The organism is Streptomyces sp. CG 926 (assembly GCF_003148825.1).
Taxonomy (GTDB): domain Bacteria; phylum Actinomycetota; class Actinomycetes; order Streptomycetales; family Streptomycetaceae; genus Streptomyces.
In genome coordinates, this window is record NZ_QGGZ01000002.1 from 72,826 (window position 1) to 97,554 (window position 24,729).

Consider the following 24,729-nt stretch of genomic DNA (forward strand, 5'->3'; position numbering starts at 1 on the left):
CCGCACCCGGGGGAAGCACCCGGTGCGCTTTCGGGCAGCGGGGTGCGGGTCGCCCGGGCCGGTGACGGTCAGATCAGCCCGTTGCGCAGGGCGTAGCCGACCGCGTGGGTGCGGTTGCGCAGGTGGAGCCGGGTGATGATCTCGTGCAGCACGTTCTTGACGGTGCGTTCGGAGTACGAGGTCTTGCGGGCGATCTCCGCGGTGTCCAGGCCCTCCGACACCAGACGCAACATGTCCGCCTCGCGCGAGGTGAGCGTCGACAGGGACACGGCGTGCGGGTCCAACGTCGAACGCTGCAGGCTGCCCACGTGGTCGAGGAGCTTCGCGAGCAGGTCGCCGGGCAGCACGCCCTCGCCGTTGGCTATCGCCAGGACCAGGCGCAGGAGTCGGTCCTGATCGGCCTCGCTGCGGCGCAGCACCGCGGTGACCCCGCATTCGATGGCGCGCTGCAGGGCGTCCCCGGATTCGAAGGTGCCGACCACGAGCCCGGTGCGGGTGGTGGAGTCGTGCCGCAGCCGGTAGAGCAGGGCGGCCGTCTCGTCGTCGACGCTGTCCACGGCGACGAGCGAGACCTGCGCGCCGTCGGCGGCGTCGACGAGTGCGATCTCGGGGCGCTGGCGCAACTGGTGGACGACCCCGACGTGCAGGATCGGGTCCGGTGCGTACACGGCCACGGTGACCCGTTCGCCGGCGCCGGATGAGGAGTCGGGTCCGTTGTAATCAGGCTGGGCCATTGGTGTTGTACCTGTTCCATGATGCGTATGTGGGGTTACGGATGGAGAGGGTTGATCAACAAGAGGTTGGGTACCCGTAACTGATGAGCGGCCACAGGGGCATTCGGGTTGCCCGGGGCGTTGCCCTCGTGTCCGTGGAGGTGGCCGGGGCGTCGGCATAGCGTCGCCGTGTGATATCCCCAGCAGCCTCTTCAAGCCCTGGCGCGACCGGCCCCGACATCCCGCCGGTGTCCGTGACGCCGGGCGACACCGCATCCACCACCCTGACCGTCCGCAACGACAGTGACATCGTCGAGGCGTACCGCCTGGAGGTCGTCGGCGACTGCGCTGCCTGGACCACGCTGGAACCGGCGCGGCTCTCGCTCTATCCGGGCACGTCGGAAACGGTGACGATCCGTCTGGCACCGCCCCGTTCACCACAGGTACGCGCGGGTGACGTCCCGCTCGCCGTACGCGTGCTGCCCACCGAACAGCCCGAGGCGGTACGGGTCCCCGAGACCACCGTGCACATCGGGGAGTTCCGCGAGTTGCGTGCGGAGAGCGCTCCCAGACGGCGCCGCGGCTGGCTGCGCGGACGCTATCGACTGGCCGTGCGCAACGAGGGCAACTGCCCCGTACAGCTGGGCTTCACGCCCGCCCAGCCGGGGGAGGAGCTCAAGTTCGCCTTCACCCCGGCGGAGTTGAAGCTGGAGCCGGGAGAGTCGGCGGAGGTGGGGCTGCGGGTCCGCACCGGTCGGCCGGTGTGGTTCGGGTCCCCGGTGACCTGGCCCTTCACCGTCACCGTCGCCGAGGTCCGCACCGCGGCAGGCGACGGCGGCGCGGACGCGACGGGCGGCAAGGACGGCAAGGACGGCAAGGACCTCGGGGAGCGGCCGGAGTCGGACCCCGTACGGGCTCCGCTGGAGGTGGAGTTCGTCCAGATCCCGATCTTCCCGACGTGGCTGCTCGCGGTACTGGCCGCGCTGCTCGCGCTGCTCCTCGCCTGGTTCCTGCTGGTGCGGCCGGCCGTACGCAGTACGGCCAAGGAAGCCGCCGACGAGGCCGTCAAGAAGCCCGCGCCCACCGCGGACCTGAACGGGCAGACCCCGGTGACCGGCGACGGCAAACAGCCGGGCGGCGGCAAGGCCACCCAGCCGGGTACGGGGGGCGCCGGCCCGGGAAGTGCCACCGGCGGTGGTACCGGAGGCGGCGGCACCGGGGCCGGAGGTCAGCAGAGCTCGGCCACCATCGACCTGCAGACCGCCGGTGGGCAGACGAAGACCGGTACCTACACGGTGCCCGCCGGCAAAGCCTTCGGGATCACGGACATCGTTGTCGCGAACTTCCAGGGCGACGAGGGGGTGGTGACCTTCGACTTCGGCGACCGCAAGATCACGACGATCGCCCTGGAGACGTTCCGCAACCAGGACTACCACTGGGTCACCCCCATCAGCATCACCGAGAGCCAGACTGTGACCGTGCAGGTGACCTGTGCGAAGCCCGGCACGCCGGCCACCGGCCGTCAGGCACAGGAGTGTCACGAGGTGCTCAACGTGAGCGGCGTGCTCAGCGACCTCCGGTGACCCGTACAGCACGGCCATAGTCGGTCAGGTCGGACGCCAGGGCAAAGAGGACCTTTGCCCTGGCGTCCGGAAATCGGTACTCCTGAGGATCGATCGGACGTTCCCCGCACCACCCCACGCTTTCGTTTCGACAGTGCCTGGACGGGGTAACCGCCGGTATTTACAGAGCCTGTTGACGAAGCGTCGAAGATGGCTTGAATTGCCCTCTGCCTTCAGGGCCGATCACTGCGTAGGAACCTTCACCCGCTCGTTCGAGGCGCTGGATCTCCACGACGGCCCGTTCTACCGGCCCGGCCCCGTAGGTCATGGTGCTGCGCGGGTCCGCCGCCGCCCGGCTCTCGGAGGGGATGATCTGCTCCCTGCGCTCCGGGTCCCTCTCTTCTCCATCGCCGCCGCGAGCGCCTCCATGACGGCCGGCGAAGCGGACCCCGCGCCGACCCGGAACGCGGCGATGTCGGCCGGCGGCGTGGGGCCGAGCTCCCTGTGATCCACCGTGCGGGATGCCGCTACGGGTCGCAGATGCCCCTACGGGCACACCCGGGGGAAGACACCCCTGAATCCGGGACGTCCGGCCCCGGCGGCGGGTGTCGTGGCGCCGCCGGCTGCGGTCAGGGCCAGACGAGGCAGTACGGCTGGTGCCCGGCCTCGTGGAGGCGGTGGCTGAAATCCTGCCACTCGTGGAGCAGCTGGTAGACGTTGAAGGCGTCGCTGGGGCCGCCGCGGTCCGGGACCGTGGACCAGATGAAGGCCGCCGCGCCCACCGATTCCTCGCCGATCCCGCGCAGCGGGTCGACCACGGTCATGGGGAGCTTGACCACCGCGTAGTCGGGGTGCAGGACCACCAGCTCCAGCGGGGGCACCTTGTGCAGGGGTATGCCTTCGATGCCGGTCAGGACCATCGCGGCCACCGTCTCCGGCTTGATCTTGGTGAAGAGGCCACCCATGCCGAGCTCGTCGCCGCCGAGCTCCTCGGGCCGCATCGTGACCGGGACCCGGGCCGCCGTGGCGCCGTCGGGGGCGCCGAAGTACTTGTACGTCACTCCCATACCGCGGCCTTTGGGCAGGTCGTCGGACGAGGACGTGGGCACGGGGACGGCGTCGGCCGCCTCCGTTCCGCGGCGGTGCTTGCCCCGGCGGCGGGCCTCGCGGGCGCGCTGCGGATCGAGGCCGTCCGTTCCCTCGCCCGGTCCACCACCGCGTTGCATATCTCCACCCGACTGGTCTTGCTCGCCCCGGCCCCGCGGCCCCCGCCACGCAGCCTGATCATCATGGCAGTGACCTCCCCCGCGGCGACGCGGTGAAACGCCCGTCCGCAAGTCTGTCGCGGCCTCTGAGACCATGGCTGGTGTGAGCTACCCGTACCCGTATGAAGCCCCAGTTTCGCAGACGCTCTTCGAGCGCGCCTCCCTCGTGACCCCCGGCGGCGTGAACTCTCCCGTGCGCGCCTTCCGCGCCGTGGGCGGTACGCCCCGGTTCATGGTGTCCGGGACCGGTCCGTACCTCACCGATGCCGACGGTCGTGAGTACGTCGACCTCGTGTGCTCGTGGGGGCCGATGATCCTCGGCCATTCGCACCCCGAGGTGATCGAGGCCGTCCAGGCGGCCGTCGCCCGCGGTACCTCCTTCGGTACGCCCGGTGAGGGAGAGGTGGCGCTCGCCGAGGAGATCGTCGCGCGCATCGAACCCGTGGAGCAGGTCCGCCTGGTCTCCTCCGGCACCGAGGCGACCATGTCGGCGATCCGGCTGGCCCGCGGCTTCACCGGTCGCGCCAAGGTCGTGAAGTTCGCCGGCTGCTACCACGGTCACGTGGACGCCCTGCTGGCCGCCGCCGGTTCCGGTTTGGCGACTTTCGCGCTTCCGGACACCCCCGGTGTGACGGGCGCGCAGGCCGGCGACACGATCGTCCTCCCCTACAACGACCTCGAAGCGGTCCGGGCGGCCTTCGCCGCGCACCCCGGCGAGATCGCCTGCGTGATCACCGAGGCCGCGCCCGGCAACATGGGTGTGGTGACCCCGGCCGCCGGCTTCAACCAGGGGCTCGCGGACCTGTGCCGGGAGAACGGCGCGCTCTACATCTCCGACGAGGTCATGACCGGCTTCCGGACCTCCCGCGCCGGCTGGTACGGCGTCGACGGGGTCAAGCCCGACCTGATGACCTTCGGCAAGGTCATGGGCGGCGGCTTCCCGGCCGCGGCGTTCGGCGGCCGCGCCGACGTCATGGGCCACCTGGCCCCCGCCGGTCCCGTCTACCAGGCCGGCACGCTCTCCGGTAACCCCATCGCGACCGCCGCCGGTCTCGCGCAGCTGCGCCTGCTGGACGCGGCCGCGTACGAGAAGGTCGACGCGGTCTCGAAGGAGATCCAGTCCCTGGTCACCGGCGCGCTCACCAAGGAGGGCGTGGCGCACCGGCTGCAGACCGCGTCCAACATGTTCTCCGTCTTCTTCACCGAGGACGAGGTGCGCAACTACGACGACGCCAAGAAGCAGGAGAGCTTCCGTTTCAACGGGTTCTTCCACTCGATGTTGGCGCAGGGTGTCTACCTGCCGCCGTCCGCCTTCGAGTCCTGGTTCGTCTCCACCGCCCACGACGAGAAGGCGATCGAGCGCATCGCGGCGGCGCTGCCGGCCGCCGCCCGAGCCGCCGCGGAGGCCACCGCATGAGCAGCAGCGCCACGCCCGCCACCCCCGACCTGACCGTCGTGCACCTGGTGCGCCACGGCGAGGTGCACAACCCCGACGGGGTGCTCTACGGGCGCCGTGACGGCTATCACCTCTCCGAGCTGGGCCGGCAGATGGCGGACCGCGTCGCGGACCACCTAAAGGGTCGGGACATCGCCTACGTGGTGTCCTCCCCGCTGGAGCGCGCACAGGAGACGGCGGAGCCGATCGCCAAGGTCCACGGCCTGGACCTGGCGACCGACGCGCGCCTGCTGGAGGCGGAGAACGTCTTCGAGGGCAAGACCTTCGGGGTCGGTGACGGCGCGCTGCGCAAGCCCGGCAACTGGAAGCACCTGACGAACCCGTTCAAGCCGTCGTGGGGCGAGCCGTACGTGGAGCAGGTGGTCCGGATGATGAGCGCGCTGGAGGCGGCGCGCGACGCGGCCCGTGGCCGGGAGGCGGTGGCGGTCAGCCACCAGCTGCCGATCTGGATCGTGCGCAGCTTCGCGGAGAAGCGTCGGCTGTGGCACGACCCGCGGCGCCGGCAGTGCACGCTCGCCTCGATGACCTCGTTCACCTTCCAGGGCGACAAGCTGGTGTCGGTGGGGTACAGCGAGCCGGCCCGGGACCTGGTGCCGGCTCATCTGCTGGCCGGGGCCAAGCCGGTGAAGGGTGCGTCCAAGGCGTTCGGCGCCTGATCCGGCGCCTGATCCTGGCCCGGTCGGTCCGGTCGGGCCGGCCGGGGTCTTGATCGGCCGACTGTTACAGGCCGTTACGGTTCTGCCCAACTAAAGACAAGTCGCGCGGGAATCACCGTGTCAGCTCGCATGTCCGAACTGATTGTCCGTTTATATGGACTTCGGTTCGGTATGGGTGGTCGACAGTGGGGACGGTGACATGCGCGACATCAGGGGAGTCAGTCGGAGGGGGCTGCTGGGACTGGGGCTCGGTGCGGCCGCCGCGATGGGAATCGCGGGCTGCGGCTCATCGGACACGTCCGGTCCCGGCTCTCCCGGATCCGTCAAGAACCCGAAGCCCGGCGAGAAGCCGGCGGCCAGGCCCATCGGTGACGGCTCCACCGCCGACACCGGTCCGCAGCCGAACCAGCCGGACACGCCCGTGCCGCTCCAGCCGGGCGAGACCCCGCCGCAGTTCGTCGTCTTCAGCTGGGACGGCGCGGGGGAGATCGGCAACGGTCTCTTCCCGCGCTTCCTCAAGCTCGCCAAGGACCACGGCGCGGCCATGACCTTCTTCCTCTCCGGCATCTACCTGCTGCCCGAGTCGAAGCGGCACCTCTACCGGCCGCCGAACAACCCCGTCGGGGCCTCGGACATCGGCTACCTCAAGGACGAGAACGTCCGCTCCACCCTCACGCACGTCCGCCAGGCCTGGCTGGACGGGCACGAGATAGGGACCCATTTCAACGGCCACTTCTGCGCCGGTTCCGGCTCGGTCGACCGGTGGACCCCCGAGGACTGGGGGACCGAGATCGAGCAGGCCGTGTCGTTCGTCACCAACTGGCGCACGAACACCGGATTCACCGATCTCGAACCCCTGCCCTTCGACTACGCCAAGGAACTGAAGGGCGCCCGCACCCCCTGCCTGCTCGGCCGGGACAGCCTCCTGCCGACGGCCCAGCGGCTCGGCTGGCGCTACGACTCCAGCTCGCCCGGCGGCCTCCAGGTCTGGCCGGTGCGCCGGTCCGGGATCTGGGACCTGCCGTTGCAGTCCCTGCCGTTCCCCGGGCACTCCTTCGAGGTCCTCTCGATGGACTACAACATCCTCGCCAACCAGTCGAAGAACACGACCCAGGGCGTCCCCGCCAACTACCCCGCCTGGCGCGCCCAGGCCACGGCCACCTACCTGGGCGGCTTCCGGCGGGCCTACGAGACGAACCGCGCACCCCTGTTCATCGGCAACCACTTCGAGCAGTGGAACGGCGGCATCTACATGGACGCCGTCGAGGAAGCACTCAAGGGCATGGCGGACAAAAGGGATGTACGGCTCGTATCCTTCCGGCAGTTCACCGACTGGCTGGAGGTCCAGGACCCCAAGGTGCTCGCCAGGCTCCAGGGTCTGGCCCCGGGCCGATCGCCGGCCGGCGGCTGGAGCGCGTACCTGACCGCCGCCTGACGCGCCCGGTCCATCCCCTGACCAGGGCATTGACAGAGCGGCGGGGGGCGCGGTAGATCGTCGAAGCGCTCATGCGAAACTTTTCACATGAGCCTTAGCCGCGCCCCCCGACGCCGCTCGACCAGTGGCCGCGCCCTCCTGCTGACCGCCGTGGCCCTCACCGGCGCCCTCACCCTCACGGCGTGCGGCGGTTCGGACAGCGGCAAGCCGACCGGCAGCGGCGGGAACTACGTCACGGGCGCGACGGGCATCTCCACCTCCGCGAAGGGCGAGCGGACCGAGGCACCCAAGCTCGACGGCGAGACCGTGGACGGGAAGACCCTCGACACCAGCACCCTCAAGGGCAAGGTCGTCGTCCTCAACGTGTGGGGCTCCTGGTGCCCGCCGTGCCGGGCCGAGGCCCCCGCCTTCGCGAAGGTCTCCAAGGAGCTGACCGACGCCGGCAAGGACGTCGTCTTCGTGGGCATCAACACCCGCGACACCAACCAGCAGAACGCGGTCTCCTTCGAGGAGAACTTCGGGATCACCTACCCGAGCCTCTACGACCCCGCCGGCAAGCTGCTGCTCCGCTTCCCCAAGGGCAGCCTCAACCCGAACGCCATCCCCTCCACGCTCGTCCTGGACCGGGAGGGCCGGATCGCCGCGCGCACCCTGGCCCCCCTCGGCGAGGAGACGCTGCGCTCGATGATCGACCCCGTCGTCGCGGAGCAGTGACCTCGTGGTCGAGTACGTCCTGGCCGCAGAGGCCACCGGTGTGAACGAGACGGTGCTGAACGGCGCACTGCTGCTCGCGCTGCCGATCTCCCTCCTCGCGGGCCTCGTCTCGTTCTTCTCGCCCTGCGTACTGCCCCTGGTTCCCGGCTACCTCTCCTACGTGACCGGCGTCAGCGGCGCCGACCTCGCCGAGGCCCGGCGCGGGCGGATGCTGGCCGGTGCGCTCCTGTTCGTCGCCGGCTTCACGGCGGTCTTCGTCTCCACCGGTGCGCTCTTCGGCTACTTCGGCGAGACCCTCCGGGAGAACAACGAGATCATCTCCCGGGTCCTGGGCGGCCTGGTGATCGTTCTCGGACTCTTCTTCATGGGCGCGATTCCGGGTCTGACGATGCGGGAGTTCCGCTTCCACAAGAAGCCGACGGCCGGGCTGGTCGGCGCGCCGCTGCTCGGCGTCCTGTTCGGCGTCGGTTGGACCCCCTGCATGGGCCCGACCCTCGCGGCCGTCACCACGCTCTCCCTCGACCAGGCCAGCGCCGGCCGGGGCGCCCTGCTGACCGTGGCCTACTGCCTCGGACTCGGCGTGCCGTTCATCCTCGCCGCGATCGCCTTCCGCAAGGCGCTCGGTGCGTTCGGCTGGGTGAAGAAGCACTATGCGTGGGTGATGCGCATCGGCGGAGGCATGCTGATCCTGACCGGCCTGCTGCTCGTCACAGGAATGTGGGCCGGCATCGTCAGCGACATGCAGAGCTGGACCCAAAGCTTCACGGTGGGGATCTGAGGACTAGAGGCACATGAGTACGACAGACAAAGCGACCACCGAGACGCCCGACCCGGCTTCGCCCGCGCCCGACGCGGCGGACTCCGCCGACGCCGCCGCCGGTGCCCAGCTCTCCACCGCCCCGCTGGACGACAGCCCCACCGGGCCGGCCGTCGGCATCGGTGTGATCGGCTGGGCCCGTTGGTTCTGGCGGCAGCTCACCTCCATGCGCGTGGCGCTGATCCTCCTCTTCCTGCTGTCCCTGGGCGCCATCCCCGGCTCCCTCGTCCCGCAGAGCAACGTCGACGCCCTGAAGGTCGCCGACTGGAAGCGGGAGCACTCCTCCTGGGTCGGCGTCGCCGACAAGCTCCAGCTCTTCGACGTCTACAGCTCGGTGTGGTTCTCCGCGATCTACCTGCTGCTGTTCATCTCGCTCATCGGCTGCATCGTGCCGCGCTCCTGGCAGTTCGTCGGCCAGCTCCGCGGCCGCCCGCCGGCCGCCCCCCGACGCCTCGACAGGCTGCCCGCCCACACCACCTGGCGCACCGAGAAGACTCCGGACGAGGTCCTCGGGTACGCGCGCACGGTGCTCCGCGGCAGCCGCTTCCGCACCGAGCCCGGCAAGGGCCACGTGGCGGCGGAGAAGGGCTACCTCCGCGAGGCCGGGAACCTGATCTTCCACGTCGCGCTGATCGTGATGCTCGTCGCCTTCGCCTGGGGCCAGTACTTCAAGTCCGAGGGCGGCAAGCTGGTCCTGCGCGGCACCGGCTTCTCGAACACGCTCACCCAGTACGACGACTTCAAGTCCGGCACCCTCTTCGACCCGGACGACCTGCCGCCCTTCAGCTTCACGCTGGACCGGTTCGACGCGACGTACGAGATGACCGGCCCGCAGCGGGGCACCCCGCGCGACTTCAAGGCGTACGTCACCTTCTCGGACGGCGCGCACGGCACGCCGCAGAAGCGTGAGATCCAGGTCAACAAGCCCCTGGTGGTGGACGGCTCCAAGGTCTACCTGCTCGGCCACGGCTACGCGCCGATCGTCTCGGTGACCGACCCCACCGGCAAGGTGATCTTCAAGGACGCCGTGCCGGTGCTCCCGCAGGACGCCAACCTCACCTCCACCGGAGCCGTCAAGGTCACCGACGGCTACAAGGACAAGGACGGCAAGAAGGAGCAGCTCGGCTTCAACGCCGTCTTCGTGCCCAGCTTCGCCGGCGAGGGCATGGGCACGATGTTCTCGCAGTTCCCCGCCCTCCTGAACCCGCAGCTCGCGCTCAACGCCTGGCACGGCAGCCTCGGCGTGGACTCGGGCCTGCCGCAGAACGTCTACCGGCTCACCACCACCAAGATGGAGCCCTTCAAGGACGAGTCGGGCCAGCCGTTCAAGCAGAAACTGGCACTCGGCGACACGATGACCCTGCCCAACGGGGCGGGCACCGTGAAGTTCGAGGGCATCGAGCGGTGGGCCACCTTCTCCGTCACCCACCAGCCGGGCAGCGGCCTCGCCCTCGCGGGCGCGATCGCCGCCATCGCGGGCCTGGCCGGATCGCTGTTCATCCAGCGCCGCCGGATCTGGGTCCGCGCGGTGACCGGCGAGGACGGCGTGACCGTCGTCGAGATGGCGGGCCTGGGCCGCAGCGAGTCCACCAAGCTCCCGCAGGAGCTGGCGGAACTCGCCGCCCAGCTGCACCAGCAGGCGCCCAGTGCGCCTGATCCTGTTGAAGAAACCCCTGAAGGAGAGCGCGGATGACGCCGCTCGCAGCCGCAGCCAACGAGAACCTGGCCGAGATCAGCAACTACCTGATCTATTCGTCGATGGCGGTCTACATGCTCGCCTTCTTCGCGCACATCGCCGAGTGGACCTTCGGTAGTCGCAGCAAGGTGGGCCGGACGGCCGCCGCGCTGACCGGCGCCAAGGAGGCCGCGGCGGCCGGAGCGGCCGCGACCGCACCCGCCGTGCAGGTCCGCGGCAAGGGCGGGGCCACCGCCGTCCTGGACCAGCCCAAGGTCACCACCCGCTCCGCGACCGGCGCCCGCGACGTCCCGGACGGCCCCGGCGCCGCCGGCGGCACCGTGCAGGGCGACCTGTACGGGCGGATCGCGGTCTCGCTGACCGCGCTCGCCTTCCTCATCGAGGCGGCCGGGGTGGTGGCCCGCGCCCTGTCGGTGCAGCGGGCCCCCTGGGGCAACATGTACGAGTTCTCGATCACCTTCTCCACGGTGGCCGTCGGCGCGTACCTGGTGCTGCTCGCCCTGAAGAAGAACATCCGCTGGCTCGGCCTGATCCTGGTCACCACGGTCCTGCTGGACCTCGGCATCGCCGTCACCTGGCTCTACACCGACAGCGACCAGCTGGTCCCCGCCCTGCACTCGTACTGGCTGTGGATCCACGTCTCCACCGCCATCTTCTGCGGCGCCGTCTTCTACATCGGCGCCGCGGGCGCGGTCCTCTACCTCTTCCGCGACTCCTACGAGAGCCGGCTGGAGGCGGGCCGCACCCCGGGGAGGTTCCGCAGCTCGATCCTGGAGCGGCTGCCCTCGGCGGCCTCCCTCGACAAGTTCTCGTACCGCATCAACGCGGCCGTCTTCCCGCTGTGGACCTTCACGATCATCGCGGGCGCGATCTGGGCCGGCGACGCCTGGGGCCGCTACTGGGGCTGGGACCCCAAGGAGGTCTGGTCCTTCGTCACCTGGGTGGCCTACGCCTGCTACCTGCACGCCCGCGCCACCGCCGGCTGGAAGGGCCGCAAGGCCGCGTACCTCGCGCTCTTCGCCTTCGCCTGCTGGATCTGGAACTACTACGGCGTGAACATCCTGCTCAGCGGCAAGCACTCGTACGCGGGCGTCTGACCGGCGGGAGCGGGACGCCGGTGGCATGTCTCTCGTGAGCCGTGCCACCGGCGAGCAGCGCGGCCGGCCGGACGCGGCGGACGTCCTGGAGCGCCGGCTCGGCGGGGCGATCACGCTGCGGTGGCTGAACACCGCGGCCGTGGCGACCGAGCGGGTCACCGCCTGGGACGTGGAGCGGGTCGCCGAGTACACGGTCACCGAGCACGGGCGGCCAGCGCTGTTGGACATGTTCAATACTCTTGCTCACCACACCGGGCGCAGCGGTGGCGGCGGCCCCTCGCCGTGGAAGGTGCGCACGACCTCCCCGAGCCCCGCGCGCAGGGCCGTGAGGTCCGTGCCGCGACCCAGTTCGGCCTCCAGCTCGTGCAGGATCCGGCCCGCGACGGCGAGGTGGTCCCGGGCCGCCGCCGTGAGCACCACCAGCTTGCGGCGGCCGCCCTCGGGGTGCGGCTCGCGGCGGACGTAGCCGCGCTTCTCCAGGTCGTCGACGATCTGCCCGGCGGCCTGCTTGGTCACCCCGAGCCGCTCGGCGAGCTCCGTGGCGGTGGCGCCGGCGGCCTGGAGGGCCTGGAAGGCCATGCCGTGCACCGGCCGTAGGTCCGGGTATCCGGCTTCGGCGACGCGCCGGGTGAACTCCCCCAGCAGCGCCTGGAAGCCCAGTCCGAGCAGGAACAGCAGCTCGACGCCCTCGTTCTCGTCTCTCTTCACGCAAATATGGTGACACGGCCAGGTCAAGCTGCTTTACTCACTCGAAGTAAAGGAGCTTTACTCGCATGTCATCGGAAGACGAGGTCCTGCCTTGTACGTGATCAGCCCTGCCCCCGAGAACGTCACCGCCACCCCCAACGCCACCATGACCGGCTTCGCCGCCCCCAGCCGAGGCAGCTCCGAGCTCAGCAGCTGGCACGTGGCCATGTCGGCCGGTAGCACCGGCCCCGAACACTCCGTCAGCCGAGAGCAGGTGTGGACCCTCGCCGCCGGCACGCTGGAGGTCACCTGCGACGGCCGCACCGAGCAGGTCACCGCCGGGCGGACCCTGGTCCTGCCCGCGGATGTGCTGCGCCGCATCCACTGTGCCGAGACCTTCGAGGCCTACGTCGTGATGCGCGCGGACGGTGTGGTCACGGTCCCGGGGGAGGAAGGCACCCGCGTGCTGCCGTGGGCTCGGTAGGGGTTCGCCGGGCCGGGCCGGGCCGGGCCGGGTCCTAGTCCTTGTCCTTGTCCCTGTCGTCCTGGTCCTTCTTCTCCTGCTCCTCGCGCAGCGACTTCAGGAACTCCGGGTTGTCGTCGGGCGCCACCCACTGCGTCCGGCGCGCCCGGCCACCGCCCGACGCCGCCCGGTCCTTGCCCGCGAACACCCACGCGACCGGCCCCACGATGGAGAAGAGCAGGATGATGATCACCCAGACCACCTTGGGGAGGTGCTTGACCTCCGCCTCCGGCGTGTTCAGGCAGTCGATGAAGGTGTAGATGGTCAGCGCGAGGATCAGCAGGAACGGCAGATAGCGCAGCACGGTGTGGGACCGACTCCCAGTCAGTGACGGGGGGCCCCGCGTCAGGGCCCCGGTGACGCCTCCAGGGTAGTTGGTGACGGATACTGACCCCTATGGCTTACGACGATCTCCGCTCGCTGCTCCGGGCCCTGGAGCGGGAGGGCGACCTCAAGCGCATCAAGGCCGAAGTCGACCCGTATCTGGAGGTCGGGGAGATCGTCGACAGAGTGAACAAGGCGGGGGGCCCGGCGCTCCTCTTCGAGAACGTCAGGGGCTCGTCGATGCCCCTGGCCATGAACGTCTTCGGCACCGACCGCCGCCTCCTGAAGGCCCTCGGCCTCAAGTCGTACGGCGAGATCAGCGAGAAGATCGGCGGCCTGCTCAAGCCGGAACTGCCGCAGGGCTTCATCGGGGTCCGGGAGGCCTTCGGCAAGCTCGGCTCGATGGTGCACGTGCCGCCGAAGAAGGTGAAGGGCGACTCCGCGCCCGTCCAGGAGGTCGTCCTCACCGGCGACGACGTGGACCTCGACCAGCTCCCGGCCCTCTTCACCTGGCCCAAGGACGGCGGCGACTTCTTCAACCTCGGGCTGACCCACACCAAGCACCCCGAGACCGGCGTGCGCAATCTCGGCCTCTACCGGCTGCAGCGCCACGACAGGCGCACCATCGGCATGCACTGGCAGATCCACAAGGACAGCCGCAACCACTACGCCGTCGCCGCGGCGAAGGGCGAACGGCTGCCGGTCGCGATCGCCTTCGGCTGCCCGCCCGCGGTGACGTATGCGTCCACCGCGCCGCTGCCGGGGGACATCGACGAGTACCTCTTCGCCGGCTTCGTCTCGGGCAAGCGGATCGAGATGGTCGACTGCAAGACCGTCCCGCTCCAGGTCCCGGCCAACGCGGAGGTCGTGATCGAGGGCTGGCTGGAGCCCGGCGAGATGCTCCCGGAGGGCCCCTTCGGCGACCACACCGGCTTCTACACCCCGCAGGAGCCCTTCCCGGCCCTGAAGATCGACTGCGTGACGATGCGCAAGCGTCCGCTCATCCAGTCGATCGTCGTCGGCCGACCGCCGACCGAGGACGGCCCGCTCGGCCGCGCGACGGAGCGGTTCTTCCTGCCCCTGCTCAAGATCATCGTGCCGGACATCGTGGACTACCACCTCCCGGAATCGGGCGGCTTCCACAACTGCGCGATCGTCTCGATCGACAAGAAGTACCCGAAGCACGCCCAGAAGGTCATGCACGCCATCTGGGGCGCGCACATGATGTCGTTGACCAAGCTGATCATCGTGGTCGACAAGGACTGCGACGTCCACGACCTGCACGAGGTCTCCTGGCGGGCGCTGGGCAACACCGACTACTCCCGCGACCTCACCGTCGTGGAAGGCCCGGTGGACCACCTGGACCACGCCTCGTACCAGCAGTTCTGGGGCGGCAAGGCGGGTATCGACGCCACCAAGAAACTGCCCGAGGAGGGCTACACCCGCGACGGCGGCTGGCCCGACATGGTCGAGTCCGACCCGGCCACCGCCGCCCTCGTGGACCGCCGCTGGAAGGAGTACGGACTGTGAGCTCCGAATTCGGTGGACCGGCGCTGTTCATCGGCGAGGACACGACGTTCATGCTCCTCGTGCGCCCGAAGCTCGACCCGGCGGATCCGTTCGTCCAGGAGGCCGCCGCACAGGCGGGCGTCTCGGCCGAGGAGTTCGCGGGCCCCGGCGACATGTGGGCCCTGGTGCTGGACGACAGCTACGAAGCCGACGGCGGCTTCGAGATGCCCGGCGTGCGCGACGCCGAGGTCCATGACTTCGCGGAGCAGCTGCGGGCCGGGCTCGGCACCGGCGAGCCGTTCACCGTGGAGGCGGGTGCGGTGCTCCGGCTGGACGCCCGTCCGGACCACGACGCCCGCGGGGGCGAGGGCTACGTGTTCACGGTGCACGCCACCCCGCCGGAGCCCGAGGGAGCGCCCACGGTCTCCTTGGAGACGCCCACCGTGCCCCTGGCGACCCTGCTGGCCGACCTCGACGCGTTCCGCCGGAGTCTGGCGTGACCGCGAGCCCGCGGCTCGACACGGAGACAGGGCCGGTTCCGCTCGACGGGCCGAGGGCCGAACTCGAACAGTTCCGGAGGGAACTCGCATGATGACCACCGCCGATGGAGTGGTCGGACACGGTCCCGCGCCGGAGGCCACCAACAAGGTCAAGGCCTTTCTGAGACTTGTGCTGATCGAGCACTCGGTCTTCGCGCTGCCCTTCGCCTACATCGCGGCCTTCACCGCCATGTTCCAGCTCGACCGCCGCATCCACTGGGGCGTCCTGCTGCTCGTCACCATCTGCATGGTGGGGCTGCGGACCTTCGCGATGGCCGCCAACCGCATCATCGACCGCGAGATCGACGCCCGTAACCCGCGCACGGCCGGCCGCGAGCTGGTCACCGGCGCCGTCTCGGTCCGCGCGGCCTGGACCGGCGCCGGCATCGCGCTCCTGGTCTTCCTCGGCTCGGCGGCGCTGCTGAACCCGCTGTGCCTGGCGCTCGCGCCGGTCGCCGTGATCCCGATGGTGGTCTATCCGTACGGCAAGCGGTTCACGAACTTCCCGCACGCCATCCTGGGCCTGGCCCAGGCCATGGGCCCGGTCGGGGCCTGGCTCGCGGTCACCGGCGAGTGGTCCGGGGACGCGGTGATCCTGGGCCTCGCGGTGGGCGTGTGGATCGGTGGCTTCGACCTGATCTTCGGCTGCCAGGACGTGGCCGCCGACCGCGCGGAAGGCGTCAAGTCGGTCCCGGCCCGCTTCGGGGTCCCGGCGGCCCTGTGGGGCGCGCGCGGCGCGCACGTCGTGACCACGGTCCTGCTGGCCTGGTACGCGCTGGCCACGGACGCGGGCGTGCTGTTCTGGATCGGCCTCGCGATCGTCGTCGCGGCCTTCCTCTACGAGCACACGATCGTGAAGCCGCACGACCTGTCCCGCCTGAACCGCGCCTTCTTCACGGTCAACGGCTTCATCGGCATCGCCCTCTTCGTGTGCGCGCTGGCCGATCTGGCCGTGCGGGGGCTGACCTTCTAGCCGCCGTGCGGCCTGCCGTCGAGTGCATCCCGTACGCCGTCAGTCGAGGGCGGGCGGGTGGCGGCGCGGGAAGGCGAAGGCCGCCGCCGCGCCCGCCAGGAGGCCGAAGAGGTGGCCCTGCCAGCTGACGCCCGAGTCCGTCGGCAGGATGCCGAAGAAGATCGTGCCGCCCCAGACGGCGGCGATCACCACCGCCACCACCACGCCCAGCGGCCGCCGTTCCACGAAGCCGCGGACCAGCAGGTAGCCGAAGAGGCCGAAGATCAGGCCGGAGGCGCCCGCCGTGACGCTGTACGAGGGGGAGACCAGCCAGACGCCGAGCCCGTCCACCACGGTGACCGCGACGCACACGGCGAGGAAGCGGCGGATGCCGCTGAGGGCGGCGACGAAGCCGAGGACCAGCAGCGGGACGGTGTTCGACGCCAGATGGTCGAAGCCGAAATGGAGGAAGGGCGCGAGGGGTATCCCGGTGAGCCCGTCCGGCTCGCGGGCGATGATCCCGTACCCGTCCAGGGCGTGGCCCGTGACCAGGTCCACCAGCTCGATCAGCCACAACAGGGCCACCCAGCCGACCATCAGCTTCCCGGCCGCCTTGGCGCGGTCGAGCTGCGTCCAGTCCGCGTCCACCGTCGTGCTCATCTTCTCCCCCTCGCCGCGTCCCGTCCCGGGAACGTGCCGCCACCTTACTGAGTGCCCATCGGCGGTGGCCGGATAGTCTCGGAGGTATGACTGAGCGCAAGCGCACCCCGTGGGTGGTCGGGGTTTCCGGGGCATCCGGGACGCCGTACGCGGCGGCGGTGCTCCGCGGGCTGCTGGCCGCGGGGGAGAGTGTCGACCTGGTGGTGAGCCGCGCCTCGCGCCTCACCCTGCTGGACGAGACGGGGATCGCCTTCCGCGACGCGCACTGGCGCGAGGACCTCGCGCAGTGGCTGGGGCGTGGGGCCGACGGGAAGCCCGAGACCTTCGCGCGCCCGGAGTTGGACGACGTCCGGTACTGGGGCGCGGGAGACCTTGCGGCGGGCCCGAGTTCGGGCTCGTACCCGGTCAAGGGGATGCTCGTCGTCCCGGCGTCCACGGCCTGCGTGGCGGGGGTGGCGCTCGGGCTGTCGAAGGACCTGCTCCAGCGCGTGGCGAGCGTGACGCTCAAGGAGCGGCGCCGGCTGGTGGTCGCGGTGCGGGAGACCCCGCTGAACGGACAGACGCTGCGGCATCTGGTGGCGCTGGACGAGGCGGGCGCGATCGTGCTGCCCGCCTCTCCGGCGTTCTATACGGGTGCGACGCACATCCAGGATCTGGTGGACTTCGTCGCGGGGCGGGTGCTGGACGCGGCAGGGGTGCCGCACCAGCTGTACCGCCGGTGGGAGGGGGAGCTGGGAGGCTCCCGTACTCCCCGGGAGGCAAGCGCCGGTGACTAGGCCTTCTTCTTACGGCCGAGGGGCTTGCGGATCTTGTCGACGCGGTGGGCCGCGGCGGGCTGGTGGGCACGGGATCGGTTGGCCAGCTCCTGGAGCTCCCGCATGTGTGCGTAGGCCATCTCGATCGTGAACACGGTGAACCACTCCTGAAGATCGTCATTGATCAGTTGAAAGATTTCACAGGGTGTTGACCCTGTGTGCCTTAGATTCTATACCTAGACTTGCAGGATCGCCGAATAATGGAAGGCTCCACGTAATGGACACGGTGGACAGGCAGCTCATCCAGGCACTCCGGGAAAACGGTCGTGCCTCGTACGCGGAGCTGGGCCGTCTCGTGGGCCTCTCCGGCCCCAGCGTCACCGACCGCATCAACCGACTGGAGACGGCCGGGGTCATCACCGGCTACCGCGCGACGGTGGACTCGCGCTCGCTCGGCCTCGGCGTCACGGCGCTGATCGGACTCTCCATGTCCGACGCCGCGGACCACGAGGACGTGGCCCGGCGCCTGCGCGACCTCAACGAGATCGAGGACTGCTGGTTCATCGCGGGTGACGACTCCTTCATGCTGAAGGTGCGCGCCAACGACGTGGACGGCCTGGAAAAGATCATCCGTAGGCTCTCCGGTACCAAGGGCGTCTCGCGCACCCGCACCACCATCGTGCTCTCCACCAAGTGGGAGAACCGGGTCGGGGAGCTGCCCGAGGAAGCCTGAGAGTACGGTTGGGCAGGGTTTGCAGGACAGGCAGACAGAGGCATCTAGAGGAGGCGACCGGTACATGGACGCTGGGCTCAAGCGTGAGCTGGAGGAGAAGGTCCGCTCCGGCGAGCGGCTGACCCGTGAGGACGGTATCGCCCTCTACGAGTCGGACGACCTGGCCTGGCTCGGTGGCCTCGCCCACGAGGTGCGCACGCGCAAGAACGGTGACGTCGTCCACTTCAACGTCAACCGGCACCTCAACATGACGAACGTGTGCACCGCCTCGTGCGCGTACTGCTCGTTCCAGCGCAAGCCGGGCGAGAAGGACGCGTACACGATGCGCATCGAGGAGGCCGTGCGCCTGGCCAAGGCCATGGAGAACGACAACCTCACCGAGCTGCACATCGTCAACGGTCTGCACCCGAACCTGCCGTGGCGCTACTACCCGCGCTCGCTCTCCGAGCTGAAGAAGGCGCTGCCGAACGTCTCGCTGAAGGCGTTCACGGCGACCGAGATCCACCACTTCGAGACGATCTCGGGGATGTCGGCCTCCGACATCCTCGACGAGCTGATCGAGGCCGGCCTGGAATCGCTCACCGGCGGCGGCGCGGAGATCTTCGACTGGGAGGTCCGCCAGCACATCGTCGACCACCGCACCCACTGGGAGGACTGGTCGCGCATCCACCGCCTCGCGCACGAGAAGGGTCTCAAGACCCCCTCGACCATGCTGTACGGGCACATCGAGGAGCCGCGCCACCGCGTGGACCACGTGCTGCGGCTGCGCGAGCTCCAGGACGAGACCGGCGGTTTCCAGGTCTTCATCCCGCTGCGCTACCAGCACGACTTCGTGGACATGCAGGACGGCAAGGTACGCAACAAGCTCCAGGCGCGTACGACGATGGCCACCGGCGCCGAGGCGCTGAAGACCTTCGCCGTCTCGCGACTGCTCTTCGACAACGTGCCGCACGTCAAGGTCTTCTGGGTGATGCACGGTGTGCAGACCGCCCAGCTCGCGCTGCAGCACGGCGCGGACGACATGGACGGCTCGGTCGTCGAGTACAAGATCACGCACGACGCGGACAACTACGGCACCCCGAACAAGCTGGGTCGTGACGATCTGCTGGAGCTGATCCGGGAAGCGGGCTTCCGCCCGGTCGAGCGCAACACGCGCTACGAGATCATCCGCGAGTACCCCGGTCCGGACGCGAACCTGCGCGAGACCCCGCAGGCGATGCGCCTCTGACGCGCCGATCCGGTTCGAACCGCCACGAGCCCCGGTCCCTCCACGGACCGGGGCTCGTGGCGTTCGGGAGCTCCGCGATGTCGTTGCCCCCCGCACGAGTAATGGCTACTCTTCCATGGTGCCCCTTACTTTTACCTTCGATCCGATCGTTGATCCCGCCCTGCGCGAAAGCCTCGTCGACCTGTGGACGGATGCCTCCAACGCCGGCGGAGCCATCGGCTTCGTGCCGCCCGTCACCCGCGACGACATCCGGCCCGAGCTGGTCAAGCACCTCGTCGCGATGATCGAGGGCCGGCACCGTCTGGTCGTGGGGCGCGACCGGGACGGTCGGATCGGGGCGGCCGCGTTCCTCGCCTTCAACGCGCACCGGCTGCAGCGGCACTGGATCTGGGTCTACACGGTCATGGTCCACCCCGACCTCCAGGGCCGGGGCGCCGGCCGCGCGTTGATGGACGCCGTCGCCGATGCCGCCCGCACGCTGGACGGCATCGACGCCATCCGCCTCGGCTGCCGCGGCGGGCTCGGTCTGGAGCACTTCTACGCCGCCTGCGGCTACAAGGAGGTCGGTCGCGTCCCCGGCGCCCTGCGGGTCGCCCCCGGTGACGACCGCGACGACATCACGATGCTGCTGCCGCTGCACTGACGTGCGCCCGCGCCCGGCGCGGCACCCCGGAGGGCGGCGGCGGGTCCTCGGCGTGCTTCACTGGACGGGCACCAGCCGTGGACCACGACGAGAGAGAAGGGGTCACCGTGTCCCTCAAGCCGAGCGCAACGATCCGCTACACCGCGATGCGCCTGGGCATCTTCGTCGGATGCCTCGTGGCCGTCGCGGGCCTCGTCCGGCTCGGCTGGGTGCCCGCAGGGCTCGGGGAGGCCAACGTCGCCTGGGTCGTCCTGCTCGCCATCGTGATCTCCGCCCCGCTCTCCTTCGTCCTGCTGCGCAAGCAGCGCGACGAGATGTCCACGCAGATCTCCGGGCGCGTCGCGGGTGCGAAGGAAAAGCTGGCCGCGAACCGCAGCCAGGAGGACCAGGCGGACGACGCGGCGCGCGTGACCTCGTAACGGCACAGTTGGCTTCATCACACATCGAACCGCCCCAGCATCGGGTATACCGCCCGTAACGCTGGGGCGTTCGTGTTTTCCGGGCCTGCGCAAGAGGGCCTGGTGCGCCGTTGTCTCAAAGCGCCCCTTTGAGATTCTCAAAGGGGAAGTGTTAGCGTGTTGAACATGTTGACCACAGCTGCGCACCCCATGATCACGAGCGTTCCGCTCGTGACGCGCCTGCACGTCGACCTCTGCCGCCGCGCGTCCGCGGCCTGTTGCTGTTGAGCTGAATCGATACAGCAGCCGTCCCGGCCGGCCCTTCTGGCTGCTGCCGCACCGTTTCACCACGCAGTACTTCCCCCCTGTATTCGTGCGCCACCTCCGGAGAGTGTCCGTGTCCGCGACCCCCCAGGCCCCCGCCAAGGCCTCGTTCAAGTTCCCCTTCTGGGCCCAGATCGTCGCCGGTCTCGCCCTCGGTGTCCTCTTCGGCTGGATAGCCCGCAGCCAGGACATCAGCTGGCTCGGCACCACGCTGGAGAAGACCGGCGACATCTTCGTCCAGCTGCTGAAGCTGGCCATCGCCCCGCTCGTCTTCTTCGCGATCCTGGTGTCGATCACCAACCTGCGGAAGGTGAACAACGCTGCGCGTCTTGCCTCCCGCACCCTCCTCTGGTTCATGATCACCTCGCTGATCGCCGTCGGCATCGGCATCGGAATCGGCCTGCTGACCGACCCCGGTTCCGGCACCGGCCTCACCGCGGCCGACGGCAAGGACCCGAAGAAGACCGGCTCCTGGATCGACTTCCTCACCGGGATCGTGCCGACGGACATCGTCACGCCGTTCACCGAGCTGAAGGTCCTTCAGATCGTCTTCCTGGCCGTCGTCGCCGGCATCGCCGCCCTCCAGCTGGGCGCCAAGGCCAAGCCGGTCCTCGACCTCGCCGAGTCCGCCCTGGAGCTGCTCCAGAAGGCCCTGTGGTGGGTCATCCGCCTCGCCCCGATCGGCACGATCGGCCTCATCGGCACCGCGATCGCCACGTACGGCTGGGACCTGATCGGCAAGTACGCGACCTTCACCGCCGACGTCTACATCGGTTGCGCCCTCGTGATGTTCGGCGTCTACCCGCTGCTGCTCGCGACGGTCGCCAAGGTCAGCCCGCTGCAGTTCTTCAAGGGCGCCTGGCCCGCCATCCAGCTGGCCTTCGTCTCCCGCTCCTCGGTCGGCACCATGCCGGTCACCCAGAAGGTCACCGAGCGCCTCGGCGTCCCGAAGGAGTACGCCTCCTTCGCCGTCCCGTTCGGCGCCACCACCAAGATGGACGGCTGCGCCGCGATCTACCCGGCCCTCGCCGCCATCTTCATCGCGCAGATTTTCGACGTGCAGCTCGGCATCAAGGAGTACCTGCTCATCGTCTTCGTCTCGGTCATCGGCTCGGCCGCCACGGCTGGTCTGACGGGCGCCACCGTCATGCTGACGCTGACCCTGTCCACGCTGGGCCTGCCGCTCGCGGGCGTCGGTCTGCTGCTGGCGATCGACCCGATCCTGGACATGATGCGCACCGCCACCAACGTGGCCGGCCAGGCCCTGGTCCCGGTCATCGTCTCGGCCCGCGAGGGGATCCTGGACAAGGAGGCCTACGCCTCCGCCTCGGCCTCCCCGCTGGACGAGCCCGCCCCGGCCGCCGAGCAGGTCGTGGTCGCGGCCTGACCGCAGCACACCGCATCGCACGGCGTTCGCCGCGGCCCCCGCCCCGACCGGGCGGGGGCCGCGGCGTTCGCGCGTCTTCGGCGTTCGCGCGTCTTCGGTCTCCCGCGTCAGACCGTCTGCGCGCGGACGTAGGCGACCGTCGCCAGCAGGAACGGCAGGGCGAACCACCACCGGCCCATCGTCCGCCGGAACAGCGGGGTGATGGTGATCAGCAGTCCTACGAGGCACAGCACCACGCAGCAGCCGGCCAGGAAGCGGACGTCCCCGCGCAGCACGGCGTCGTCGGGGTCCGGCCGCATCGACAGCGCGGTGTAGCAGGTGAACAGCGCCGGGACGTAGGAGAGGGCGAGCGGTATTCCGAGGACCCACTGCAGGCAGCCCCGGTCCTCGGGCAGGTCGATGTTCTCGCGGGGGAGCCTCGTCCGCCTCATCCGAGCGTCGCGCCCCGGAGGAACGCGACCAGCCCGAGGAGCAGCGGCGGGGCGAACCACCACGGGCCCATGGCCCGGCGCACGCTCGGTACGGCGGTGATCAGCAGGCCCAGCGCGCTCAGCGACACGGAGACCAGGCACAGCGCGCCGACGTTCTCGTAGCCCTGGTCGTCCCACTCGCCCTGGGGTCCGGCGAACAGGGCCCCGAACACGGCGGCGGCGTTCAGCAGGTGGATGATCCCGAGCGGCACACCCAGCACCCACCGCAGGCAACCCCGGTCCTCGGGCAGGTCGATGCTCTCGCGGGGGTACGTCATCGCATTGCGTCCTTCGCTTGGCCGAGGTTCCCGACGAAGCGGTCACCGTAGCCCTGGGCCTTGGGGAGGTCCCAGTAGGGACCGCCGTTGTAGCGGGCGGCGATCTCCCGCATCTGGGCCTGCGTCATCTGATCGGCCGGGACGTCGGCGAGACCGCTCTCCGCCTTGATCTGGGCCAGGAAGCCGGCCGCTATGAACGCATTCTGCTTGGGGTCCTGGAGCGCCTCTTCCACCAGGGTCCGCTGGTGGTCGGTGAGGTTCGCCGGATCGTAGCCGAGCACCTCGGCGCCGCGCCGGAGCTGGATGGCGATCGGCCCGTACGAGGTCTCGTCCAGCTTGCCGCCCAGTCGCCACGGAAGGTTCTCGGGGGTGACCGGGCTCAGGCCCCAGGGGGCCGCGGCCTGTTCGCGGATCGTGCCGGTCACGTCGTCCAGCAGTCCGGGCTGGTAGCCGCCGATCTCCTGCCAGGCCACGCCCGCGACCAGCTCCTCCGGCAGCCCCGCGTTCTTGGCCGCCGCCCGCAGGACCTCCTTGTTCTGGGAGATCCAGTCCGCGTGCATGCCGTCCGTGACCAGGGGGACCCAGTAGTTGTCGGCGGCCTCCGGCAGCCCGGCCACCCGCATCCGGATGTCGCGGAGCTGCGGGGAGACCGGGGTGTCCGGCCCCACCGGGCCGGTCATGTCCTTCTTCGGGCCGCTGCCCGGCAGATGGGTCAGCGGATCGGTACGGGCCTCGGCCGCCTCGCGGCGGATGTCGGCCATGGCCGCGTAGAGGTCGACCCCGCCCCCGCCCCCGCCGCCCTTCAGCCGGAACTCGGGCAGCAGCTCGTACGCCTGCTTCAGCGCGTGGACGCACACGCCGCGCGCCTCCTGCTCGACCGTCTTCGCCAGCTGGAAGTTGCCGCCCGCGTCGTCGTGGAGGCGGTCCGCCTCCTCGCGGATGTCGTCCACGTCCATCGTCAGCTCGGCGAGACCGTCGAGGAAGCCGGTCGTCGCCCGCATGTCCTCCCACTGGCACATCGGCTCCGCCTCCTGAGCGGTGCGCGTGATCGCGGTGCCCTTCGTGGCGATCAGGGAGGCGAGCTTGCGCTCGGAGCCCTTGCCGTTCGCGTAGTGGGACTTGGCGGTCGTCAGGGCCGCCGCGTACGCGTGCAGGGCGCTGGCCGCCTTGTCGTAGCCCTCGGCGATGTGCTGCACGAGCTGCCGTGCCTCGGACAGCCGCGAGGTGTAGGTGTGGCTCCCGTCGCTCTGCCACTGCGTAGCGGTCTCGGCGCGCCGGGCGGGCTCCTCGACCTGCACCAGCAGCTCGCGTAGGCGCTTGAACTCGGCGGCATTGCGCTCCACCAGCGCCGGGTTGCACTCCTCCAGGAACTCGACGTCCTTGCGGTGACCGATCCCGCTCACTTGGCCTCCGGTTTCACGTACTGCCCCGATTCGAGGAGGCCCGCGAGGAAGGACCGGGCGGTGTCGTCGTCGACCTGGGCGAAGCTGGTTCCGGTCGTCTTCAGGCGGGTGGCCAGCGCGGCGAGCAGGCCGATCGTGTCCTTGAACTGGTCGTCGGCGAACCGGGCGAAGCGCAGGACCTGCGCCGACACGTCGGCGTGGGCGCGCGGTGCGCGGGCCATCGTGCTCGCGTCGCCGTCGGGCCGGCCCTCGTGGAGGAGGGCGGCCATCTCGATCAGCAGGTTGGCGTTGCCGTTGATGGAGGGGGCACCGGCCACCAGAGTGCCTACGGGGCTCCCCGGCGCGCCGCCGTCGGCGGGCGCGTGGTCGAGCCGCAGGGCGGGCGACTGCTGTGCGAGGACGGCGGCCTTGTGCTGGGCCCATTCCGCGTCGAACGACATGTATCCCCTGGATAGTTGATAACTGGACATGGCCAGAATCAGCTGGTCATGTCCATGCTAATACG

28 protein-coding genes are annotated in these 24,729 nt (G+C 69.9%); 18 read left to right on the forward strand and 10 right to left on the reverse strand.

The features are described from left to right. Window positions 1-68: 68 nt before the first annotated feature. Window positions 69-734, reverse strand: coding sequence for a helix-turn-helix transcriptional regulator (locus BCL76_RS05330; RefSeq protein WP_109778404.1), 666 nt, complete (start codon window positions 732-734; stop codon window positions 69-71). 227 nt (window positions 735-961) lie between these two features. Here BCL76_RS05330 and BCL76_RS05335 point away from each other — a divergent pair, with 227 nt between their 5' ends. Next, window positions 962-2,296: a COG1470 family protein gene (locus BCL76_RS05335; RefSeq protein ID WP_181382447.1), complete on the forward strand. Its 1,335-nt coding sequence runs from the start codon at window positions 962-964 to the stop codon at window positions 2,294-2,296. Between the two features lie 608 nt (window positions 2,297-2,904). Here the strand turns inward: BCL76_RS05335 and BCL76_RS05345 are convergent. Further along, window positions 2,905-3,501, reverse strand: a complete 597-nt coding sequence (locus tag BCL76_RS05345; RefSeq protein ID WP_181382448.1) for a hypothetical protein — start codon at window positions 3,499-3,501, stop codon at window positions 2,905-2,907. A 133-nt stretch (window positions 3,502-3,634) separates the two neighbouring features. Between BCL76_RS05345 and hemL the strand changes: the two genes are divergently transcribed. From hemL to ccsB, 7 genes are all read left to right on the forward strand, one after another. Beyond that, complete coding sequence (hemL, locus tag BCL76_RS05350; RefSeq protein WP_109778407.1) at window positions 3,635-4,957, forward strand: glutamate-1-semialdehyde 2,1-aminomutase; 1,323 nt, start codon at window positions 3,635-3,637, stop codon at window positions 4,955-4,957. Beyond that, window positions 4,954-5,652 (forward strand): histidine phosphatase family protein, encoded by a 699-nt coding sequence (locus tag BCL76_RS05355; RefSeq protein ID WP_030757955.1) that lies wholly within the window; start codon window positions 4,954-4,956, stop codon window positions 5,650-5,652. Before hemL ends, BCL76_RS05355 begins: the two co-directional genes overlap by 4 nt. 208 nt (window positions 5,653-5,860) lie before the next feature. Further along, a complete protein-coding gene (locus tag BCL76_RS05360; RefSeq protein WP_109778864.1) occupies window positions 5,861-7,087 on the forward strand; it encodes a hypothetical protein in 1,227 nt (408 codons plus the stop codon). Window positions 7,088-7,174: 87 nt separating this feature from the next. Continuing rightward, window positions 7,175-7,801: a TlpA family protein disulfide reductase gene (locus BCL76_RS05365; RefSeq protein ID WP_109778408.1), complete on the forward strand. Its 627-nt coding sequence runs from the start codon at window positions 7,175-7,177 to the stop codon at window positions 7,799-7,801. Window positions 7,802-7,805: 4 nt separating this feature from the next. Next, entirely contained in the window at window positions 7,806-8,579 is a 774-nt protein-coding gene (locus BCL76_RS05370; protein WP_109778409.1) for a cytochrome c biogenesis CcdA family protein, read from the forward strand. A gap of 13 nt (window positions 8,580-8,592) precedes the next feature. Beyond that, entirely contained in the window at window positions 8,593-10,311 is a 1,719-nt protein-coding gene (gene resB, locus BCL76_RS05375) for a cytochrome c biogenesis protein ResB (protein ID WP_109778410.1), read from the forward strand. Next, the gene (gene ccsB / locus BCL76_RS05380) at window positions 10,308-11,411 is read left to right on the forward strand and encodes a c-type cytochrome biogenesis protein CcsB (RefSeq protein WP_109778411.1); all 1,104 of its coding nucleotides are present in this window, start codon (window positions 10,308-10,310) and stop codon (window positions 11,409-11,411) included. The genes resB and ccsB overlap by 4 nt, the downstream gene beginning before the upstream one ends. Before the next feature lie 243 nt (window positions 11,412-11,654). On the opposite strand, the gene BCL76_RS05390 is transcribed toward ccsB, so the two are convergent. Beyond that, window positions 11,655-12,119, reverse strand: a complete 465-nt coding sequence (locus BCL76_RS05390) for a MarR family winged helix-turn-helix transcriptional regulator (RefSeq protein WP_109778412.1) — start codon at window positions 12,117-12,119, stop codon at window positions 11,655-11,657. Window positions 12,120-12,216: 97 nt separating this feature from the next. On the opposite strand from BCL76_RS05390, the gene BCL76_RS05395 reads away from it, so the two are divergent. After that, entirely contained in the window at window positions 12,217-12,582 is a 366-nt protein-coding gene (locus tag BCL76_RS05395; protein WP_258309337.1) for a cupin domain-containing protein, read from the forward strand. A 34-nt stretch (window positions 12,583-12,616) separates the two neighbouring features. On the opposite strand, the gene BCL76_RS05400 is transcribed toward BCL76_RS05395, so the two are convergent. Further along, on the reverse strand, window positions 12,617-12,925 hold the full coding sequence (locus BCL76_RS05400) for a PLD nuclease N-terminal domain-containing protein (protein WP_109778414.1): 309 nt from the start codon (window positions 12,923-12,925) through the stop codon (window positions 12,617-12,619). Between the two features lie 92 nt (window positions 12,926-13,017). On the opposite strand from BCL76_RS05400, the gene BCL76_RS05405 reads away from it, so the two are divergent. The 3 genes from BCL76_RS05405 to mqnP all read left to right on the forward strand — a co-directional run bounded on the left by BCL76_RS05405 (window position 13,018) and on the right by mqnP (window position 15,966). Further along, window positions 13,018-14,475: a menaquinone biosynthesis decarboxylase gene (locus tag BCL76_RS05405; protein WP_109778415.1), complete on the forward strand. Its 1,458-nt coding sequence runs from the start codon at window positions 13,018-13,020 to the stop codon at window positions 14,473-14,475. Next, the gene (locus BCL76_RS05410) at window positions 14,472-14,954 is read left to right on the forward strand and encodes a hypothetical protein (protein WP_258309338.1); all 483 of its coding nucleotides are present in this window, start codon (window positions 14,472-14,474) and stop codon (window positions 14,952-14,954) included. Before BCL76_RS05405 ends, BCL76_RS05410 begins: the two co-directional genes overlap by 4 nt. Window positions 14,955-15,042: 88 nt before the next feature. Next, the gene (gene mqnP, locus BCL76_RS05415; protein WP_109778416.1) at window positions 15,043-15,966 is read left to right on the forward strand and encodes a menaquinone biosynthesis prenyltransferase MqnP; all 924 of its coding nucleotides are present in this window, start codon (window positions 15,043-15,045) and stop codon (window positions 15,964-15,966) included. A 39-nt stretch (window positions 15,967-16,005) separates the two neighbouring features. Here mqnP and BCL76_RS05420 read toward each other — a convergent pair whose 3' ends face one another. After that, complete coding sequence (locus BCL76_RS05420) at window positions 16,006-16,605, reverse strand: rhomboid family intramembrane serine protease (protein WP_109778417.1); 600 nt, start codon at window positions 16,603-16,605, stop codon at window positions 16,006-16,008. Window positions 16,606-16,691: 86 nt separating this feature from the next. On the opposite strand from BCL76_RS05420, the gene BCL76_RS05425 reads away from it, so the two are divergent. Beyond that, window positions 16,692-17,381, forward strand: a complete 690-nt coding sequence (locus tag BCL76_RS05425) for a UbiX family flavin prenyltransferase (protein ID WP_109778418.1) — start codon at window positions 16,692-16,694, stop codon at window positions 17,379-17,381. Here BCL76_RS05425 and BCL76_RS38805 read toward each other — a convergent pair. Then, a complete protein-coding gene (locus BCL76_RS38805; protein ID WP_181382477.1) occupies window positions 17,378-17,515 on the reverse strand; it encodes a hypothetical protein in 138 nt (45 codons plus the stop codon). The two genes, BCL76_RS05425 and BCL76_RS38805, sit on opposite strands and share 4 nt — an antisense overlap. A 122-nt stretch (window positions 17,516-17,637) precedes the next feature. On the opposite strand from BCL76_RS38805, the gene BCL76_RS05430 reads away from it, so the two are divergent. From BCL76_RS05430 to BCL76_RS05450, 5 genes are all read left to right on the forward strand, one after another. Continuing rightward, on the forward strand, window positions 17,638-18,093 hold the full coding sequence (locus BCL76_RS05430) for an Lrp/AsnC family transcriptional regulator (RefSeq protein WP_030710106.1): 456 nt from the start codon (window positions 17,638-17,640) through the stop codon (window positions 18,091-18,093). A 64-nt stretch (window positions 18,094-18,157) separates the two neighbouring features. After that, on the forward strand, window positions 18,158-19,321 hold the full coding sequence (gene mqnE, locus BCL76_RS05435; protein ID WP_109778419.1) for an aminofutalosine synthase MqnE: 1,164 nt from the start codon (window positions 18,158-18,160) through the stop codon (window positions 19,319-19,321). Between the two features lie 118 nt (window positions 19,322-19,439). Further along, entirely contained in the window at window positions 19,440-19,964 is a 525-nt protein-coding gene (locus tag BCL76_RS05440; RefSeq protein ID WP_109778866.1) for a GNAT family N-acetyltransferase, read from the forward strand. A 146-nt stretch (window positions 19,965-20,110) separates the two neighbouring features. After that, a complete protein-coding gene (locus BCL76_RS05445; RefSeq protein ID WP_109778867.1) occupies window positions 20,111-20,383 on the forward strand; it encodes a DUF4229 domain-containing protein in 273 nt (90 codons plus the stop codon). 370 nt (window positions 20,384-20,753) lie between these two features. Next, the gene (locus tag BCL76_RS05450) at window positions 20,754-22,073 is read left to right on the forward strand and encodes a dicarboxylate/amino acid:cation symporter (RefSeq protein ID WP_109778420.1); all 1,320 of its coding nucleotides are present in this window, start codon (window positions 20,754-20,756) and stop codon (window positions 22,071-22,073) included. Window positions 22,074-22,180: 107 nt separating this feature from the next. On the opposite strand, the gene BCL76_RS05455 is transcribed toward BCL76_RS05450, so the two are convergent. From BCL76_RS05455 to BCL76_RS05470, 4 genes are read right to left on the reverse strand one after another with little or no spacing between them, the layout of a single operon-like run. Continuing rightward, the gene (locus tag BCL76_RS05455) at window positions 22,181-22,504 is read right to left on the reverse strand and encodes a hypothetical protein (protein WP_109778421.1); all 324 of its coding nucleotides are present in this window, start codon (window positions 22,502-22,504) and stop codon (window positions 22,181-22,183) included. After that, window positions 22,501-22,821 (reverse strand): hypothetical protein, encoded by a 321-nt coding sequence (locus BCL76_RS05460; protein ID WP_109778422.1) that lies wholly within the window; start codon window positions 22,819-22,821, stop codon window positions 22,501-22,503. Before BCL76_RS05460 ends, BCL76_RS05455 begins: the two co-directional genes overlap by 4 nt. Then, on the reverse strand, window positions 22,818-24,224 hold the full coding sequence (locus BCL76_RS05465) for a hypothetical protein (RefSeq protein ID WP_109778423.1): 1,407 nt from the start codon (window positions 24,222-24,224) through the stop codon (window positions 22,818-22,820). The genes BCL76_RS05460 and BCL76_RS05465 overlap by 4 nt, the downstream gene beginning before the upstream one ends. Beyond that, a complete protein-coding gene (locus BCL76_RS05470) occupies window positions 24,221-24,664 on the reverse strand; it encodes a hypothetical protein (RefSeq protein ID WP_258309341.1) in 444 nt (147 codons plus the stop codon). The genes BCL76_RS05465 and BCL76_RS05470 overlap by 4 nt, the downstream gene beginning before the upstream one ends. Window positions 24,665-24,729 lie beyond the last annotated feature (65 nt).